This is a genomic window from Pseudomonas sp. ICMP 10191, assembly GCF_001467335.1.
GTDB classification, from domain to species: Bacteria; Pseudomonadota; Gammaproteobacteria; order Pseudomonadales; family Pseudomonadaceae; genus Aquipseudomonas; species Aquipseudomonas cerasi.
In genome coordinates this window covers 37165-54153 of sequence record NZ_LKGW01000046.1, presented here as the reverse complement: position 1 = coordinate 54153, position 16989 = coordinate 37165, and the positions used below count along the sequence as shown (strand labels likewise).

At 59.4% G+C, this 16989-nt stretch carries 13 protein-coding genes; 5 read left to right on the top strand and 8 right to left on the bottom strand.

What is annotated here, in order from left to right; all coding sequences use genetic code 11:
• Nucleotides 1-257 precede the first annotated feature (257 nt).
• Nucleotides 258-3728 carry a hypothetical protein gene (locus AO388_RS05220; protein WP_058416147.1) on the top strand — a complete coding sequence of 1157 codons (3471 nt, stop codon included), beginning with the start codon at nt 258-260 and terminating at the stop codon, nt 3726-3728.
• A gap of 69 nt (nt 3729-3797) precedes the next feature.
• On the opposite strand, the gene AO388_RS05215 is transcribed toward AO388_RS05220, so the two are convergent.
• Nucleotides 3798-4040: a hypothetical protein gene (locus AO388_RS05215; RefSeq protein WP_042930737.1), complete on the bottom strand. Its 243-nt coding sequence runs from the start codon at nt 4038-4040 to the stop codon at nt 3798-3800.
• A gap of 324 nt (nt 4041-4364) precedes the next feature.
• On the opposite strand from AO388_RS05215, the gene AO388_RS05210 reads away from it, so the two are divergent.
• Nucleotides 4365-5678, top strand: a complete 1314-nt coding sequence (locus AO388_RS05210; protein WP_058416146.1) for an APC family permease — start codon at nt 4365-4367, stop codon at nt 5676-5678.
• Between the two features lie 153 nt (nt 5679-5831).
• Here the strand turns inward: AO388_RS05210 and araH are convergent, their stop codons facing one another.
• The 4 genes from araH to AO388_RS05190 all read right to left on the bottom strand — a co-directional run bounded on the left by araH (nt 5832) and on the right by AO388_RS05190 (nt 10485).
• Complete coding sequence (gene araH, locus AO388_RS05205) at nt 5832-6797, bottom strand: L-arabinose ABC transporter permease AraH (RefSeq protein ID WP_003369163.1); 966 nt, start codon at nt 6795-6797, stop codon at nt 5832-5834.
• Between the two features lie 40 nt (nt 6798-6837).
• Nucleotides 6838-8361 (bottom strand): L-arabinose ABC transporter ATP-binding protein AraG, encoded by a 1524-nt coding sequence (araG, locus tag AO388_RS05200; protein ID WP_058416145.1) that lies wholly within the window; start codon nt 8359-8361, stop codon nt 6838-6840.
• Nucleotides 8362-8415: 54 nt separating this feature from the next.
• Nucleotides 8416-9429, bottom strand: a complete 1014-nt coding sequence (locus AO388_RS05195; protein WP_058416144.1) for a substrate-binding domain-containing protein — start codon at nt 9427-9429, stop codon at nt 8416-8418.
• A gap of 183 nt (nt 9430-9612) precedes the next feature.
• Nucleotides 9613-10485, bottom strand: a complete 873-nt coding sequence (locus tag AO388_RS05190) for an SMP-30/gluconolactonase/LRE family protein (RefSeq protein WP_058416143.1) — start codon at nt 10483-10485, stop codon at nt 9613-9615.
• A gap of 281 nt (nt 10486-10766) precedes the next feature.
• On the opposite strand from AO388_RS05190, the gene AO388_RS05185 reads away from it, so the two are divergent.
• On the top strand, nt 10767-11915 hold the full coding sequence (locus tag AO388_RS05185) for an aldose epimerase family protein (protein WP_003434240.1): 1149 nt from the start codon (nt 10767-10769) through the stop codon (nt 11913-11915).
• A 49-nt stretch (nt 11916-11964) separates the two neighbouring features.
• Here AO388_RS05185 and AO388_RS05180 read toward each other — a convergent pair whose 3' ends face one another.
• Genes AO388_RS05180 through aztA form a run of 3 tightly spaced genes read right to left on the bottom strand, consistent with a single transcriptional unit; the run spans nt 11965 to nt 14489 of the window.
• Nucleotides 11965-12861, bottom strand: coding sequence for a metal ABC transporter substrate-binding protein (locus tag AO388_RS05180; protein WP_054081516.1), 897 nt, complete (start codon nt 12859-12861; stop codon nt 11965-11967).
• Nucleotides 12862-12873: 12 nt separating this feature from the next.
• A complete protein-coding gene (locus tag AO388_RS05175; protein WP_003410031.1) occupies nt 12874-13743 on the bottom strand; it encodes a metal ABC transporter permease in 870 nt (289 codons plus the stop codon).
• A complete protein-coding gene (gene aztA, locus AO388_RS05170; protein ID WP_003369147.1) occupies nt 13740-14489 on the bottom strand; it encodes a zinc ABC transporter ATP-binding protein AztA in 750 nt (249 codons plus the stop codon). The genes AO388_RS05175 and aztA overlap by 4 nt, the downstream gene beginning before the upstream one ends.
• A 356-nt stretch (nt 14490-14845) precedes the next feature.
• On the opposite strand from aztA, the gene AO388_RS05165 reads away from it, so the two are divergent.
• Nucleotides 14846-16066, top strand: a complete 1221-nt coding sequence (locus AO388_RS05165; RefSeq protein ID WP_003434243.1) for a putative DNA modification/repair radical SAM protein — start codon at nt 14846-14848, stop codon at nt 16064-16066.
• Nucleotides 16063-16902, top strand: coding sequence for a TIGR03915 family putative DNA repair protein (locus tag AO388_RS05160; RefSeq protein WP_003369140.1), 840 nt, complete (start codon nt 16063-16065; stop codon nt 16900-16902). The genes AO388_RS05165 and AO388_RS05160 overlap by 4 nt, the downstream gene beginning before the upstream one ends.
• Nucleotides 16903-16989: the final 87 nt, after the last annotated feature.

Sequence of the window (16989 nt, the reverse complement as noted above, 5' to 3'; positions counted from 1 at the left end):
TGCTCAGTAAGTTCACTGACCGGACATTCGTAAAACGAGAACCCGTTCAAACTATAGAAGTGTGCACTCGTTTTAACCATGCCCTGTGCAATGTGTTTGAAACTTCAGGGTCGCCAATGTGTATTGCCTGACTGTCAAGGCTGCTGCGCAACACATGCAAGGCTGCTGCGCAACACATGGCGATTTTAGCGAGCGGCTGAAGTACATCTTGTTCAACGGCCAATCGCATCTACTGTCCACACCAGGAGTTACCCGCCATGTCGACGTCAACGGTCAGCCCGACACCCGCCCCCAGCCCTGCCCCCAGCGGTAACGCGAACATCCGCTTCAATCAGGTGCTGCAATCGAGCAACCGCAGCAGCACCTATCGTCCGGCAAGCGCGACCGAGAAAGCGCCTGCGCTGGGCGATTATGCGTCCATAGAAAAGCCGGGCACTGTCGCCGCCGATACGATTCGCTATGTGACAGAGAAAGGTGATCACGTACTGGTCTACCGGTCCACCAGCCCGGCGCTCTACCAGCAAGTGGTAGCGGATCAGCCCAGGCTCGCCGGCTTCAAGACCAGCGTGACGCAGGGCTACAAGCCGGCTGCGGCGGGTGCCGAGGCGCCATCGAACCTGGGTGGCTACCTGCGCATCGGGGCACCGGATGAAATGGGGCCGGGCCTGATTCGCTATGAGGCCGCCGACGGCAGCAAGATCATGGTGTCGCAACAGGACAACCCGGAACTGTTCAAGCAGGTTGCATCGGACTTCAAATCCCTTTCCGGCATAAACAGCAGCCAGCAGGAGGGCTATCGGGCGGCCGGCGCGGATGAAAAAATCCCCGCAAAACTGGGCGATTTCGCAGAAGTCGGTCCGGTCGACGAGGTCGGACCGGGGGTGATGCGCTATGTTGACCGCGATGGCAACAAAGTTGTGGTGTCCGAGCGCGATAACCCCGATCTGTATGCTGCCGCCAAGGATGCCTACAACTCGCTGACGGGGCTGAGCAAAAGCGAGTCGGAAGGTTATCGCCGCGCGGGCGACAATGAAGTCTGGCCGCCCGTGTTCGGCACCACCGTCGGCCCGCTGAACGAGGCCGGCCCTGGCACCATTCGCTATGAACACAACGGCGAAAAAGTGGTGGTCGCCCGTGATGACAATCCCGGCCTGTTCAAGTTTTTGACGGGACTGCAAAGCGTCGTTTCAGACCCCGAAAAACGCGCAGCGCTGGAAAAGGCGGTCAATGAAGGACAACTCCTCGCCGACGGCAACACGTCTTTACCGGGCCTTAACGACATCACCGAATTCAACTGGATACCCGGCCAGGAAGGCAGCCAGATCAGCTACAAGAATCAGAGCGGCGAAGTGATTGTCGTGACCCAGGCACTGACACCCGATCTGTTCGACAAGGTCACCACGCTAAAGGACGCTTGGGACAAGATCAACAGCAGCCGCGAAGAAGGCTACACGTTGGCAGGCCCCAACGATTTTCTGAAAAACCAGGACATCACCATCGGTTCGCCAGACGAGCTGGGTTCCGGGCTGATCCGCTTCGAGAACGACGACGGCAAGTTCATCGTCTCCAAGGACGCCAGCCCCCAGCTGTATGACGACGTGGTGCAGAAATGGAATGAGCTGGGCACCGGCAATATCAGTGAAACCCGCAGTCGACATAACCTGCCCGGTGCGTCCGAAGTTGACCTCATGGGTCAGAAAACCGGTGTGAAGGCTGACAAGGATGACGAAAAATCCGAAGAACTGAATGTGGGTGAGCTGGCGACCAAGGAGCTCCTCGACCAATACCGCGAAGGCGTAAAAAACGGTGATATCCCCAAGGACGATCCGCGCGCCAAGCTGGTCCGGGCCATCGAAGCGCAGGCCGCCTACGACAATGGCCGCGGCCTGACCGGCTACGAGGAGGCACAAGGTGCATTCGGCGGCACATGGCGAGAGTTCGACAGCAAGCAGACTCAGCTGAGCTCGGCGGACATGCACGACATCATTGACGGTGGCAAGCTGCAGGAGCAACTGACTACGCTGTTCTCCGACCCTACGGTGCAGCAGGACTACCAGAGCAAGCTGACCGATGCCGTGAACAAGGTGCCCAACAAGGACGAGATCAAGCAAAAACTGCTGGACCTCACCGCGAGCCCCGACTACGTACTTTACCTCAAGGACTTGCAGAAACAGGGGCTCGGCCAGGAAGCGCAAAAGGACCTGAGCGACACGTTGTCCTCACTGGCACTGGTCGATCCCGAAGCCGCCAGCAAGGCAGCGCAGTCCATCCAGGCCGACGGATTGACCAGCGACCTCAATGACCTGGTGGCCGACCCTTCGAAAATCAGTGACGAAAACAACGCCCTCGCCACCAAGGATCTGTTCGGCCTGCTCAAGGCAGAACTCAAGGGCTTTTTGGTGGACATGCCGCGCTTCCTGCAGCCGACGTTCGAGAAATTCATCGAGGAAGGCGTCGTGGGCAACGCCAAACCTGCTGATATCGCCAAGGCGCTGAAGGAAGTGGGCGATGCTTATCAGAAAAATGGCAAAGTCAGTGAGGCCGACATAAAGACTGCCCTGTCCAAGCCTTATATTCCGGTCGCCGATCGCGGCAAGCTGGGCGAGATTTTCAACACGCTGAACAGCAAGGGTGTCATGGGCTCCGTCGCGGCTGGCGTGTCTTTGTTCTCGGCCATTTATCAAATGGTCGGGAATGGCGGCAAGCTCGGCGAGACACCGCTCCAGCGCCTGGCCATCGCCAAGGACTTCCTCAGCTTTGCCGGTGGCGCCAGCCATTTTGTGCGCCTGGCCGACAAGGTGGGTGACCTGATGGGCAAAGGCGGCCTGGTTGATTTACTCGGGCTGGACAAAACCGTGCCGGAAATCTGGGGCAAGCAGGACATGAAACCGCCGAAGGTTGAAGTCAGCCCCAGCGGTCTTTCTGCGGCACGGCTCGACGAGATCCGCAATGCACTGGACATCCCTGATGACACGCGGATGGCCGTTATCGGTGACCTGACCGGTAGCGCTGAAAGCGAACGCACCGCAATGCAAGGCATCTCTCAGCGACTGGACAGCGAGACCAAGTTGAAGCCGGGGATGGCCAGCAAGATTGCCGGTTCGGTGGTCAAGGTTCTCGGCCCGGCGACAGATCTGGCCGGCGGTTTCGCCGACATCGTGCTGGGAGCGTTTACCATCAGGGACGGTGTCAAATCCGGTGACAAACTGGCTCAGGCCGCAGGCGGTCTGCAAATTGCGGGCGGCGCGTTCGGCGCCTCAGCCGGCGTGCTGGGCACCGCCGCACTGGTGGGTGCAGGAGGCGCAGCGGCCACAGCCTTGGCCGGACCTTTCTTTCTGGTCGGGGTGGTGGTTGCGGTGGTAGGCGGAGTCATCGGCTACTTCGTGGACCACAATAAAAAGCAGAAAGCCTCCGAAAAGGAAAATGACTGGTATCGCGACCTGGCGGCTGACGGCCTGTTGCAGGCTGACTGGGGTGACAAGGTCGAGTATGCCCACTATTCGATCCATCACTACAGGGAGCGCGAAGCACCGGAAGACGACAGCCTGTTTCGTTTCCAGAGTGCCGAATGGAAGCATTTCGACGAGACGCCACAAGAGGACGGTTCATCGAGCAACCGCCTGGATGGCGAGTTGCATGTGGAATACGGCGAGACGCATAAATCACCGGATCAACAGCAGCGTGAAGATTTGAGAAACGCACCCCGCTGGACTGGCCCGAAAATCTGAGTTTCCTCTGCGCAAACGACTCCAGGGCCGCCATCAGACGGCTCTGGAGTCAGGCGCTCTGCGGGACGATCAAAGCTTGCCGATCTCTCCGGTCGCCTCGCCAATGGTCGCCAGCGTGGCCTCGATATCATCGATTGCCTGTTCAAGCCCGACGAACGATTGCTGGATAGCTTCGCGGGTGTCTACCGTCTGCTGCCCCCTTAAACGCTCAACACGCTCCAGTTCACTGAGCTGCAGGTTACGCACCTCCGCCCTTAACGTTTGCAGTGTCTTCCAGACCAAACGGAACTGTTGCTGGCTGTCATGTCCCACCTTCGTATCCTCTGTCGATCGGCTCAAGTGCAAGGTTGAGACAGCCTGCAAACCGAATGCTCCACTTTATTGCGCGCTGTGGAACTGAAACCGCCGCCGGTCAGGCTTGATGTCCATCGGTTTGAATTTACCTCCGTTATCAGGATCACTTTTTCATGCCTGTAACGACTGCTGTCGCTGCCAGATCCTGAATGACGCTTGCTTGCGTATTGTAGAAAGCAGCGTCGCTGACGGTCTACGCTCGAACGAGCCAATGAACAGACCAACGCTTACCCTCTTTGGCCTTTAGCCTTGTGTAGCGTCAATGAAAAGGAATTTTCTACCATGGCCACTCCCGACACCTCATCACTGCGCCGGGCGATCACCGCTCCCATGTTGACCCTGTTCATCCTCGGCGACGTGCTGGGTGCTGGCGTCTATGCATTGGCAGGCACGATAGCCGGACGCGTCGGCGGAGCCATCTGGGCGCCCTTGCTGATTGCCCTGTGCTTTGCCTTGCTGACCGCAGCGTCCTACGCCGAACTGGTGACCAAATACCCGCGTGCGGGCGGTGCTGCGGTGTACGCCGAAAAAGCCTTCGGCAAGCCGCTGCTCTCGTTTCTGGTCGGCTTCTCCATGGTCGCGGCTGGCGTTACCAGCGCTGCCGGGCTGGCCGTGGCGTTTGCCGGCGACTACTTTCAGGCGCTGCTCGACTGGCCTGCGCAGTGGGTCTGTGTAGCATTTCTGATCATCGTCGGCCTGCTCAACGCACGCGGTATCAAGGAATCGCTTTCAGCCAATCTGGTCATGACAGTCATCGAGCTGAGCGGCTTGCTGATGGTCATCGCTGCGGCAGTGTGGTTCGTCAGTCAAGGGCAAGGCGTGCCGCAACGCGTGTTTGAACTGAACAGCGCATCCCCCGCCACAGCGATTCTCGGTGCCTCATTGCTGGCGTTCTATTCGTTCGTGGGGTTTGAAACTTCGGCCAATCTTGCCGAAGAGATCAAGGATGTGCGCAAGGTCTATCCACGCGCCCTGTTCGGTGCACTGCTGGCTGCCGGCGCGGTGTACATGCTGGTTGGCGTGGGCGCAGCGATGGTCCTGCCGGTCGAGCAACTCAAGGATTCCCAAGCACCACTGATGGACGTAGTGAGTGCCTCGGGGCTCGGCATACCTGCGCCCTGGTTTGCGGTCATTGCGCTGATTGCGGTGGCCAACGGCGCGCTGCTGACCATGATCATGGCCAGCCGACTGACCTTCGGCATGGCCCGCGAAGGACTGTTACCTGCAGTGATGGGTTCGGTGCTGCCCAAGCGCCGCACGCCGGGGCTGGCAATTCTGGCGACCACGCTGGTGGCCATTGCCCTGTCCTTCACCAGCACCCTGACCATCCTCGCCGAAACAGTCGTGCTGTTACTGCTCTTCGTATTTCTCAGCGTGAACATCGCCGTGCTGGTACTCAAGCGCGACAAGGTAGAAGCCGGGCACTTTCAGGTCCACTGGGTTATTCCGCTGCTGGGCATTCTTTCGTGCCTGTTGCTGCTCACTCAGCAAGGTCCGGAAACCTGGCTGCGAGCAGGCATCATGCTGGCGGTCGGTGCAGCGCTTTACGGACTGACCCGGCTGGGCAGCTCGGCGCTGGCGCCGCATTCTCGCTGAAACGCGGAAAGAATGGATTCAGACCGCACGCACGGGCGGTTTGCTATTTCAACTACCGCGGTAGTTACACTTTGGGCGGTTGATGAAACGCAGTACGGGACTGAATCCGGCATGAAAGGGACGCTGATTCATCAGAACCAGCGCCCGGGCAATTTAGCGACGCTTCATCCGGTCGATGATCACCGCCAGCAACAGGATCGTGCCGCGAATCACGTACTGGTAGAAGGTGTCGATGTTCTTGAGGTTCATCGCATTTTCGATAATCGCCAGAATCAGCACCCCGGCGATCACATGCCGGATCATGCCGATGCCGCCGCTCAGCGAAACCCCGCCCAGTACGCAGGCAGAAATGATCGTCAGCTCGAAGCCCTGTCCGATCATCGGCTGACCCGAGGTCATGCGCGAGGCCAGCACCACGCCTGCCAGTGCCCCCACCAGACCGTGGACGGCGAAGATGATGATCTTGGTACGGTCTACGTGTACACCCGCCAGCAGCGCAGCTTCCTGATTGCCGCCGATGGCCATGGTGTTGCGCCCGTAAGTGGTGTAATTGAGCAGCCAGCCGAAGAATATGAAGCAGGCGATGGTGATCAGAATCGGTACCGGCACGCCGTACACCTGGCCATTACCAAAGATGAAGAAATCCTCGTTGGAAACGCCGACAGCCTTGCCGTTGGAGAAAATGTACGCCAGGCCGCGCACGATCTGCATCGTTGCCAGGGTCGTGATCAGGGCGTTGATGCGCAGCTTGGCAATCACGATGCCGTTGATCAGGCCCACCACCAGTCCGAGCGCCAGAGCTGCCGAGACGCCCAGAAACACACTGTCGGTGTCGCGGATGACGATACTGGCGATCACCCCGGAACAGGCCAGCACCGAGCCGACCGAAAGGTCGAAGTGCCCGGACGCCAGGCAGAAGAGCATGGTGCAGGCAGCGATGCCCACTGTGGAAATCGCCAGGCCCAGACCCCGCATGTTGAGCGGCGACATGAAGTTGTCGATGAACACGGCACACAAAATGAAGATTCCCACGGCAGCCAGGAGCATCACCCAGTCATCGGCGAAACGACGCAGGTTCATGCCCTGACGGGGAGCCTGCAGGCTGGATTCGGTAGACATACGCACCTCTTTTTTATTGTTCATGGTCAGGGACCGATTGTCAGCCGCGCGTGCGAGGCAGAGCCAATTGCAGAAGTCGCGACTCGTCAGCCTCGTCGCGATTGAGTTCACCGGTGATTGCGCCTTCGCTCATCACCAGAATGCGGTCTGAAATGCCCATCACTTCCATCAGATCGCTGGAGACCACAATCACCGCGATACCGTCTGCGGCCAGGTTGTGGATGATCTCGTAAATCTCGGACTTGGCCCCGACGTCGATCCCGCGAGTCGGCTCGTCCAGCAGCAGGACTTTCATGGGCATCGACAGCCAGCGACCAAGAATCGCTTTCTGTTGATTGCCGCCAGAGAGGTACATGATCTGCTGCTCGGGCGATGGCGTCTTGACGTTCATCGACTTGATCTGGCTGCGTGCGTTGTCACGCTCCCAACTGCCCTGAATCAGGCAACCGAGGTTCACGTGCCGGGGGCGCGCACCGATGTTGATGTTCTCCGCGACGCTGGACAGCGGCACGATGCCTTCTTTCTTGCGGTCCTCCGGGCAGAGCAGAATTCCGGCCTCGATGGCATCACGCGGTGACTTGAGTGTCAGCGGTTTGCCGTCCAGTTGCAGGCTGCCTGCAGAGCTGCGGGTAAGCCCCGAGAGCAGCCGGAACAGCTCGGTACGCCCGGCGCCGACCAGGCCGAAAAAGCCCAATACTTCGCCCTTCTGCACGGCAAAGGTGACCGGCTCATGCAGGCCCGGCCCCAGCAGGCCGGTGACGCGCAGACTTGGCCCCTGGTGCTGACGCGGACGGTAGTTGTAGATGTTCTGGATATCGCGCCCGACCATACAGGTCACCAGTCGGTCGTGATCAAGATCAGCCATCTGTTCGAAGGTTTTTACAAAACGGCCGTCCTTGAACACCGTCACCGCATCACAGACACGGAAGATTTCTTCCATGCGATGCGACACGTAAAGAATCACTCGGCCCTCGTCGCGCAGGCGCACGATGATCGCCATCAGTCGGTCGATCTCGCGCGCCGACAGGCTGCTGGTGGGCTCGTCGAAGGCAATGACGTGGGCATTGCGCGACATGGCCTTGGCGATCTCGACCAATTGCCGCTGCCCCAGCGAAAGATCGCCCAGACGTGTGCGTGGGTCTATCTCGTCAGCCAGGCCCTTGAGCAGCTCGCTGGCCCGGCGGTACATCGCACCGCGATTGATCAGACCGAAGCGATTGGGCATGTGCCCGAGCAGCAGGTTCTCGGCAACGGTCATTTCCGGCACCAGATGCAGCTCCTGGTGAATCACCGCCACGCCAGCCGCGATGCTCTCGGCGGTGGACTTGAACTGATAGCTCTGCTCGCCGATCTGCAAGGCACCGCTGTTGGGCTGATAAGAGCCGCCGAGAATTTTCAGCAGCGTGGATTTACCGGCACCGTTTTCACCCATCAATGCATGGACGCTGCCGGGGCGCGCTTCGAAACTGATGTCCGAAAGCGCCTTGACGCCGGGGAAGACCTTGCCGATGCCGTTGAAGCGCAAGGCACCGCCTGCGGCGTATTGCTCGATAGCCTGTTGCATGAACCAATCTCCTCGCACGTGTGAGGGGCCTGAACATCAGGCCCCTCGTTCAGCTCACTTCCACAGACCACGCTCGGTCAGTATTTCCTGGAAGTTGGTGCGCTTGATCAGTGTCACGTCGTCCAGAGCGGTGTACTTGGGTGGTTCGGTGCCCTTGGTGGCCCACTCGTAAACATGCAACGCGGTGTCGTAACCCTCTTTGCCAGGGTTCGGCAACATAGAGCCAAAGAAGCCGCTTTTTTTCTTCTTAAGTTCGTCGATCGCATCGGTGCCGTTGATACCGATCCCGATCACGTTATCCGCTTCAAAGCCATTGGTAGAAGTCGCACGTACCCCACCCAATACGGTGTTGTCGTTCATACCGCCGATGATCAGCCTTTTGGCATCGCCTGGAAGTTTTGGCAGCGCCGAGTTGGTGGCGTCCATGCTGCCTGGCACATCGAGGGTTTTCTGTGCGGTGAAGACAATATGGTCCTTCGGCAGGCCGGCTTCCTCAAGTGACTTCACCGAACCATCCGTGCGTTTCTTGCCGGTATCCAGCTCGTTATAAGTGTTGATGATCGCGTAGGTGCCTTTCCAGCCATCCTCGTCCCACTTGCGACTTTTCGCTTCCTTGGCCATTTCGACGCCCTGCTTCTGGCCTACTTCAAAGGCAGCCATGCCCAGGTAAGGCACGTCCTCCATGAAGTTACCCTTGGCGTCGACAAAGCGATCATCCACGGCCATGACTTTCAATCCCAGCGCTTTGGCCTTGGCCACAATCGCAGGGCCGAGCGACACGTCAGGCGGGCAGATCACGAAGCCCTTGGCACCGTTGGCGGCGAGGTTATCGATAGCGGTCAGGGTCTTTTCACCATCTGGCACGGCAATCTTGATGACGGTAAAGCCATGCTCCTTGCCAGCTTTTTCGGCACCCGCCCATTCGGCCTGGAACCACGGTTCTTCAGCCTGCTTGACCAAAAAGCCGATTTTGACTTCTTCGGCAGCGGAGGTGATGCCACTCATGCCCAGAATGGCGGTAGTGACGGCGACACAGCACAGGGAACGAATCCCGTGACGACTCAACATAGCTAGCTCCTTATTTTTATTGAATAGCTACAACGTTCAGCGAGGTGGCGGTCGAGAACGCGAATGCGTCCGAAACCGGTCAAATAGTCATACCATATAACGGGTGACCGCTATGTAACCGAATGTCACCCTTGCATCTACCATCACGCTGCCGTCAAAAAAGACGGCGGCGCGATACGCTTATCAACCGGCGAAACGCTGACACGGCGTGCCCTTGACGCCGATCTGCGCCATCAGCAGCGCGCCATCGAAACGACCCTGTGCATCGGCAGGTGCGGCACTGGTGACGTACAACGTTTCCAGGTCAGGACCGCCGAATACACAACTGGTGGGATGGCTGACCGGCAGCTCCACAACCCGGTCAACACTGCCATCCGGGGCAAAACGGATCAGGCAATTGCCACCCCAGCGCGCATTCCAGACATACCCTTCGGCATCCATCGCCGAGCCGTCGGGTGAGCCTCGATCATGTTTTGCAGCCCATACCTTGCGTGGCCCCAAAGCACCGTCTGCGAGCACCGGATAGTGATAAATGACGTCGTCCAGCGTATCGGCGCTGTACAGCACGCTACCCTCGTCATTCCACAACAGGGTGTTGACGATGCCCTGCCCGTCCAGCAAACGGGTCACGCGAGCATCAGGTGCAACGCGGAACAACCCGCCTGAACGACGCACCAGAGGCACGTCGCCGCCCTCGGCATCGATGTTGTTCTGCATGCTGCCAAGCCAAAGGTGGCCGCGCGCATCGCACCGCGCCTCGTTGGCGCGATTGCCAGGTGTGGGGTCTGCCACGCAGAACGGCACTAAAGAAGTCTTGTCGGAGTCCAGGTCCAGGCGATAAACGCCGCTGGCCAGTGTCACCAGTGCATCACCCTGCTCGGTCGGAATAAATGCAGAAACCGGCTCCGGCATGCGCCATTGGCGGATCTGCCCGGCGACCAGCCGACACGCCAGGAACCCGGAAATGTCGACCCAGTACAAAGCCTGCTCCTCGGCATCCCAGAAGGAGCCTTCGGCCAGCTTGAAACGGTGCTCGGAAACGGGCAGCCAGTTCATGAAAAATGTCCTTTGTTATTGTTGTAAAGGCACTTTTGGATGTTTGTGTCGCTGTCTTGTCCAACCTCTGCCTGCGCTGACCCGTTGCACGGATCTCAGGCTGCATGGCAAAAAAAACCGGCAGATCGGCTAAGGTGAGTCACAAGCCTTCAGCGACGATGGCACTACTAAATAGTATTACAATTTATTTTTCAAGCTCCATTTTATACGCTATACATCCATGCATCGGCTTGAATCCGATCAAATAGTCTTACCAATAACAATAAAAGCAGGCAGATCAGATGAAAAAACATGCGCTCCTCAGCACCCTTGGACTGTCCTTGATGATCAGCACCCTGACCGCACAGGCCGCCGCACTCTCCAGCGAACACAGTGCGTTCGGCCAACTGCCCGACGGCTCTGCCGTCGAAAAATACACCCTGCGCAACAGTCACGGCGTGCAGGCCAGCATCATCACCTACGGCGCGACGCTGCAATCGCTGCTGGTACCTGACAAGGCCGGAAAGGTCGAAGACATCGTCCTGGGTTTCGACGATGTTCAGGGCTATCAGAACAACGGTACGGTTTATTTCGGCGCGACCATCGGCCGCTTCGGCAACCGCCTGGCAGGCGGCAAATTCAGTCTGGATGGCAAAACCTATCAGGTCCCGCTCAACGACAAGACCAACGCGCTGCACGGCGGCACGCAGGGTTTTGACAAGCGCTTGTGGAAGGCAGAAGAAACCAGGACCGGTGATTCGGTTGGCGTGAAGCTGACCTACCTGTCGCCGGACGGCGAGATGGGTTTTCCAGGAGCCCTGCTGACTGAAGTGACCTACAGCCTGAATGAAAAAAACGAGCTGAAGATCGACTACCGCGCTACCACCGACAAACCGACGGTGCTGAACCTGACCAACCATAGTTATTTCAATCTGGCCGGCGCTGGCAGTGGTGATGTGCTCAAACAGGTCGCCACTCTTCACGCCTCGCACTACACCCCGGTCAACGACAAGCTGATCCCGACCGGAGAACTGCCTGCTGTCGCCGGCACGCCCATGGACTTCCTCAAGCCCACCGCGTTCGGCAAACACATCAAGGATGATCATCAACAGTTGAAATACGCCGAACCCAAGCAAGGCGGGTTTGATTTCAACTGGGTGCTCGACACCAAGGGTGACGTGAAAAAACTGGCCGCCGAGGTCAGCGACCCGCAATCAGGCCGCCGACTGCAGCTGTTCACCACAGAGCCCGGCGTGCAGCTGTACACCGGTAACTTCCTGGATGGCAGCATTCACGGCAAGGCTGGCAAGGTCTACCCGCACTGGGGCGCCTTTACTCTGGAAACGCAGCATTACCCCGATGCGCCCAACCAGCCGAAATTCCCCAGCACCCGACTGGATCCTGGCAAGGCGTACACCCAGACCACTGTGTTCAAATTCCTCAACGACTGAAGCGTTGAGCTGCCCGGCGCCTGCAATCAGGGCGCCGGGCAGTTCAGGCTCACTGATTGCGCTTCATTGCCGCAGTCAGGGTATCGACGTTGTAACGGAACATCTTCGCGTAGGTTGACGCCGGGCCGTCGGCTGGCGACAGGGATTCCACGTACAGTTCACCCCCTGGTTGAGCGCCACTGGCTTCGGCTATCTGCTTGACCAGACGCGGGTCACTGGAGTTTTCGAAGAAGTAGGCACTGACATGTTCGGTCTTGATCTGACGGATCAGTTTCGAAACATCGGCGGCCGACGCCTCAGATTCGGTAGACAAGCCCAGCGGCGACAGGAAGTTCACCCCGTAGGCATCGCCGAAGTAGCCGAACGCGTCATGAGAGGTGAGGATCTTGCGTCTGGCAGCCGGAATCGAACGGATCTGATCACGTGCATAGCTATCCAGCTGCTGCAACTCGACGATGTAGCGATCACCATTGGCCTGATACACGCTGGCCCCTTCCGGATCGGCTTTCTTCAGCGCTGCGATGATGTTGCGTACATAAATCACGCCATTGGCCGCGCTGTTCCAGGCATGCGGGTCGACAATGCGCTTGCCGTCCTCATCCATGCTGCGGGTCTTGATGCCCTCGGACAGTACCACCGGCTGCCCCTTGTAACCTGAAGCCTTGATGAGACGATCCATCCAGCCCTCAAGATGCAGGCCGCTGACAAATACAAGATCGGCATTTTTCAGCGCCTGGGCGTCACTCGGTGTGGGCTCGTAAACGTGTGGATCGCCGTTCGGACCGATCAGCGATTTGACGTGCACACGGTCACCGCCGACCGTACTGACCATGTCGGCAATGACTGTGAACGAGGCAACGGCCTCCAGCGGTTTGGCCTGGGCCAGGCTGGCGAATGCCGACAGCGCCAGTGCAGCCAGGGAACTCAACATCATCAATCGTTTCATGACGTACCTTTTTCAGTGAGCCAGGTGAGGTTTGGGGAACAGCCGACGCACGATGCCCGTGCGTCCGAACAACAGGGAGATGCCGTAGAACGCACTGGCCGTCAGCACGATGGCCGGCCCCGAGGCGACGCCAAGGTGGTAGGAAACGATCAGCCCGATCAGCCCGGACAAGGTCGCCAGCAGCGTCGAAATCACCATCAGGCCACTCAGCGAGTGGGTCCAGAAACGTGCCGCGGTTGCCGGCAGCATCATCATGCCCACGGCCATCAAGGTGCCCAGCGCCTGAAAGCCTGCGACCAGGTTGAGCACCACCAGCAGCAGAAACAGAACGTGGTACAGCGAGCCGCGCCCGCCGACCGCACGCAGAAAGCCCGGATCGAAGCACTCCAGTACCAGTGGGCGATAGATGATTGCCAGCAGAATCAGGGTGAAGGAGGCAATGCTGCCGACCATGTAAATAGCGGTGTCATCGATGGCCAGAATGGTGCCGAACAGCACATGCAGCAGATCAACGCTGGAACCGTGCAGCGAGACAATCAGCACCCCGGCGGCCAGCGAGGTCAGATAGAAGCTGGCAAAGCTGGCGTCTTCGCGTAGCGAGGTCAGTCGACTCACCAGACCGGACAGCAAAGCCACTGCCAGCCCGGCGATCAGGCCGCCGAAGCCCATTGCCGGCAACGACAGCCCGGCGACCATAAAGCCCACCGCTGCGCCCGGCAGCACAGCATGGCTCATCGCATCGCCCACCAGGCTCATGCGCCGCAACATCAACAGCACGCCGACCGGCCCCGAGCCGATGCCCAGTGCCAGACACGCCACCAGTGCACGGCGCATGAAACCGAATTCGATAAAAGGCTCGACCACCAGGCTATAAAGCATCATGCGTCGTCGTCCTCGGCATCACACAGCAAGGCATCCGGGCTCCAGTACTCGGCCATGTTGCGCGCCTTGCGCAGGTTGGCAACGCTGAGCACCTGGGCTGTCTCGCCCCAGGCGATGGCTTCGCGAGCCATCAGCAAGGTTTGCGGAAAGTGCTGACGAACCTGTTCGATATCGTGCAGTACGGCAATCACCGTACGCCCCTGACCGTGCCAGGCGCGAACCAGCTGTAATAGATCACGCGTGGTGCGCGCGTCGATGGCGGTGAACGGTTCATCCAGGAGGATCACCGAGGCGTCCTGCAACAACAGTCGGGCGAACAGCACCCGCTGAAACTGACCCGACGACAGCGAGCCCACGCTACGCCCTTCAAACCCCTCGAGGCCGACGGTCATCAGCGCCTCGCCGGTCAGACGCGCATGATTGCGAGTCAGACTGCGAAACGGGCCGATGCTGTGCCAGGCGCCCATCGACACCGTATCGGCGACGCTCAACGGAAAGCTGCGATCGATTTCCGCAGCCTGCGGCAGATAGCCAATCGTGCGGGTTGCCAGACGCCCCCGATCGACGCGTCCCTGAGCAGGCTTCATGGTGCCGGCGATGGCTTTGATCAGCGTCGATTTACCCGCGCCGTTGGGCCCGACAATAGCCGTCAGACTACCGGCTTCGAAGCGCCCGCTGATGTGGTGCACTGCAGGGCGGCGCTCGTACGCCACCGTGAGGTTTTCCAGAGCGATGGCCGCACTCATGGAACTGCCACCGACCAGCCAATCGCCAGCCAGAGCAATATCAGTATCGCCAGGGAAAACAGGACCCGCTTCCAGGCCGACTGGGCCATCACGGAGCCTGCTATCGAAGCGCTTGCTGTCGAAGCGTCAGAAGAATTTTTCAAGTAAAAGTAACCTGCAACTATTTGTTACAGTATTACATACCAAACACGTATGTGTTATTAAATAACATTCATGCTGGCACCTTGCTTTCCACTCATGCAGATCAAAGCCTGCGTGAATCCGATCCGGAATCGCCTCGCAGAACTCCGCCGTGCGGTACTTGTGACACTGCGCTCGCCCCTATACTGTATATACAAACAGTCAAGGGGCACTTCATGCAGCTTATCGACAAGCTCAGCATTCTGGCAGACGCCGCCAAGTACGATGCGTCGTGCGCCAGCAGTGGAGCACCCAAGCGCAGCTCGCAGGACAAGTCCGGGCTCGGCTCTACCAATGGCATGGGCATCTGCCACAGCTACACGCCAGATGGGCGTTGCGTGTCGCTGCTGAAAATCCTGCTGACCAACTTCTGTCTTTACGACTGCCAGTACTGCGTCAACCGCCGCTCCAGCGATGTGCCACGTGCGCGCTTCAGTCCCGAAGAAGTGGTCACCCTGACGCTGGACTTCTATCGCCGCAATTGCGTGAGCGGGCTGTTTTTGAGTTCCGGGATCATTCGCTCTGCGGACTACACCATGGAGCAACTGGTCGAAGTTGCCCGGCTGTTGCGCGAGGTACATGAGTTTCGCGGCTACATCCACCTCAAAACCATCCCTGACGCCGATCCGGCGCTGATCGAAAAGGCCGGCCGCTATGCCGACCGCCTCAGCGTCAACATCGAACTGCCGACCGACCTGAGCCTGCAGACCCTCGCCCCGGAAAAAGACGTCGCCTCGATCAAGCAAGCCATGCAGACGATCTACACCGGCGAGCAGACGGTGCGCAACGAGCCTCGCTCGCCGCGCTTTGCGCCTGCCGGGCAGAGCACGCAGATGATTGTCGGTGCCGATGCCACCGACGACAGCACCATCCTGCACAGCGCGCAGTCGTTGTACAGCAACTTCAAGCTGCGCCGGGTCTACTACTCTGCGTTCAGCCCGATACCCAACAGCCCCAACAGCGTTCCCCTGGCGGCACCGCCGCTGATGCGCGAGCATCGCCTGTATCAGGCTGATTTTCTGCTGCGCGGATATGGCTTCACTGCCGGTGAGCTGCTCGACGGTCCCGGTGATCTGGCGCTGGACATTGACCCCAAGCTGGCCTGGGCTCTGGGCAACCGGCAGGTTTTCCCGTTGGACCTGAACCAGGCCGACCCGGCACTGATCGCCAGGGTGCCGGGTATTGGCATTCGCACTACGCAGCGGCTGGTCGAGCTGCGCAGACAGCGTCGCATCCGCTATGAAGACCTCACCCGCATGCGCTGCATACTGGCCAAGGCCAAGCCGTTCATCATTACCAGTGATTACCATCCGCCGCATGCGGAAACCACCAGCGAGTTCCTGCATCACCAGTTGCGCGACCGGCCTCAGCCTCAGCAAATGGGGCTGTGGGGATGATCTGCCTCGACTGCGACGACCTGTTCGATACCTGGCGGCAACAGGCTCGCTGGCTGTTGAGCCATGAAATCGATCCCAGCCAGGTCAGCTGGAAGTCGCCGGATGCCGCCGACCTGTTCGGCAGCGAAGAAGAGTATCCCAGGGAGGCCGGGCCTTTTCAGGCAAGGGTTCCTCTGGAGCTGGTGCAGTTGCTGGAAAGCGCGTCGCGTTACCGGGGCGATCAGCGCTGGAGCCTGCTGTACGAAGTGCTGTGGCGCGTGACTCACGGCGACCGCACAGCGATGATGGCCGGCGACAAGCTCGGCAGTGAATTGCATCGTCGCCTGAAATCGGTAAGGCGCGAGGCCCATCATCTGCATGCGTTCCTGCGATTTGTCGCGCTGCCGTCCGTGGCTGACGACGAAGCCCTGATGCGCCCGCAGTACGTGGCCTGGCACGAACCGGCCCACGATATTCTGCTCAGTGCCAGCGAGCATTTCATCGGCCGCATGGGTCAGCACCGCTGGATGATCGCCACGCCTCAGGACGGCGTGTATTACGACGGCCAGCAATTGATTCATGAACGACGCTGCCCGCCTGCCTGGCAGACCATGGCCCGGCAGGTGGAAGACCCGCATGGTGAACTGTGGCTGACCTACTACAGCCACATCTTCAACCCTGCGCGCCTGAACCCCAAGGTCATGGAAGGCCACTTCCCTTCGCGCTTCTGGAAAAACCTGCCGGAAGGCCCGCTGATTCCGGCCCTCATCACCCAGGCTCGCACCGGCAAGCAGCGTGACGGCCAGGCCAGCGACATCGCCGCCAGACGCGGCAAGAAAATTGCGCTGAAGGATTGAGAGCGAGAGGCAAAGGCATCCTCAGGATCGGACGCAGAGCGTCCGCAAAGCCATGCCCACGCGGAGCACTCGGCGTAGCGTTCCGCT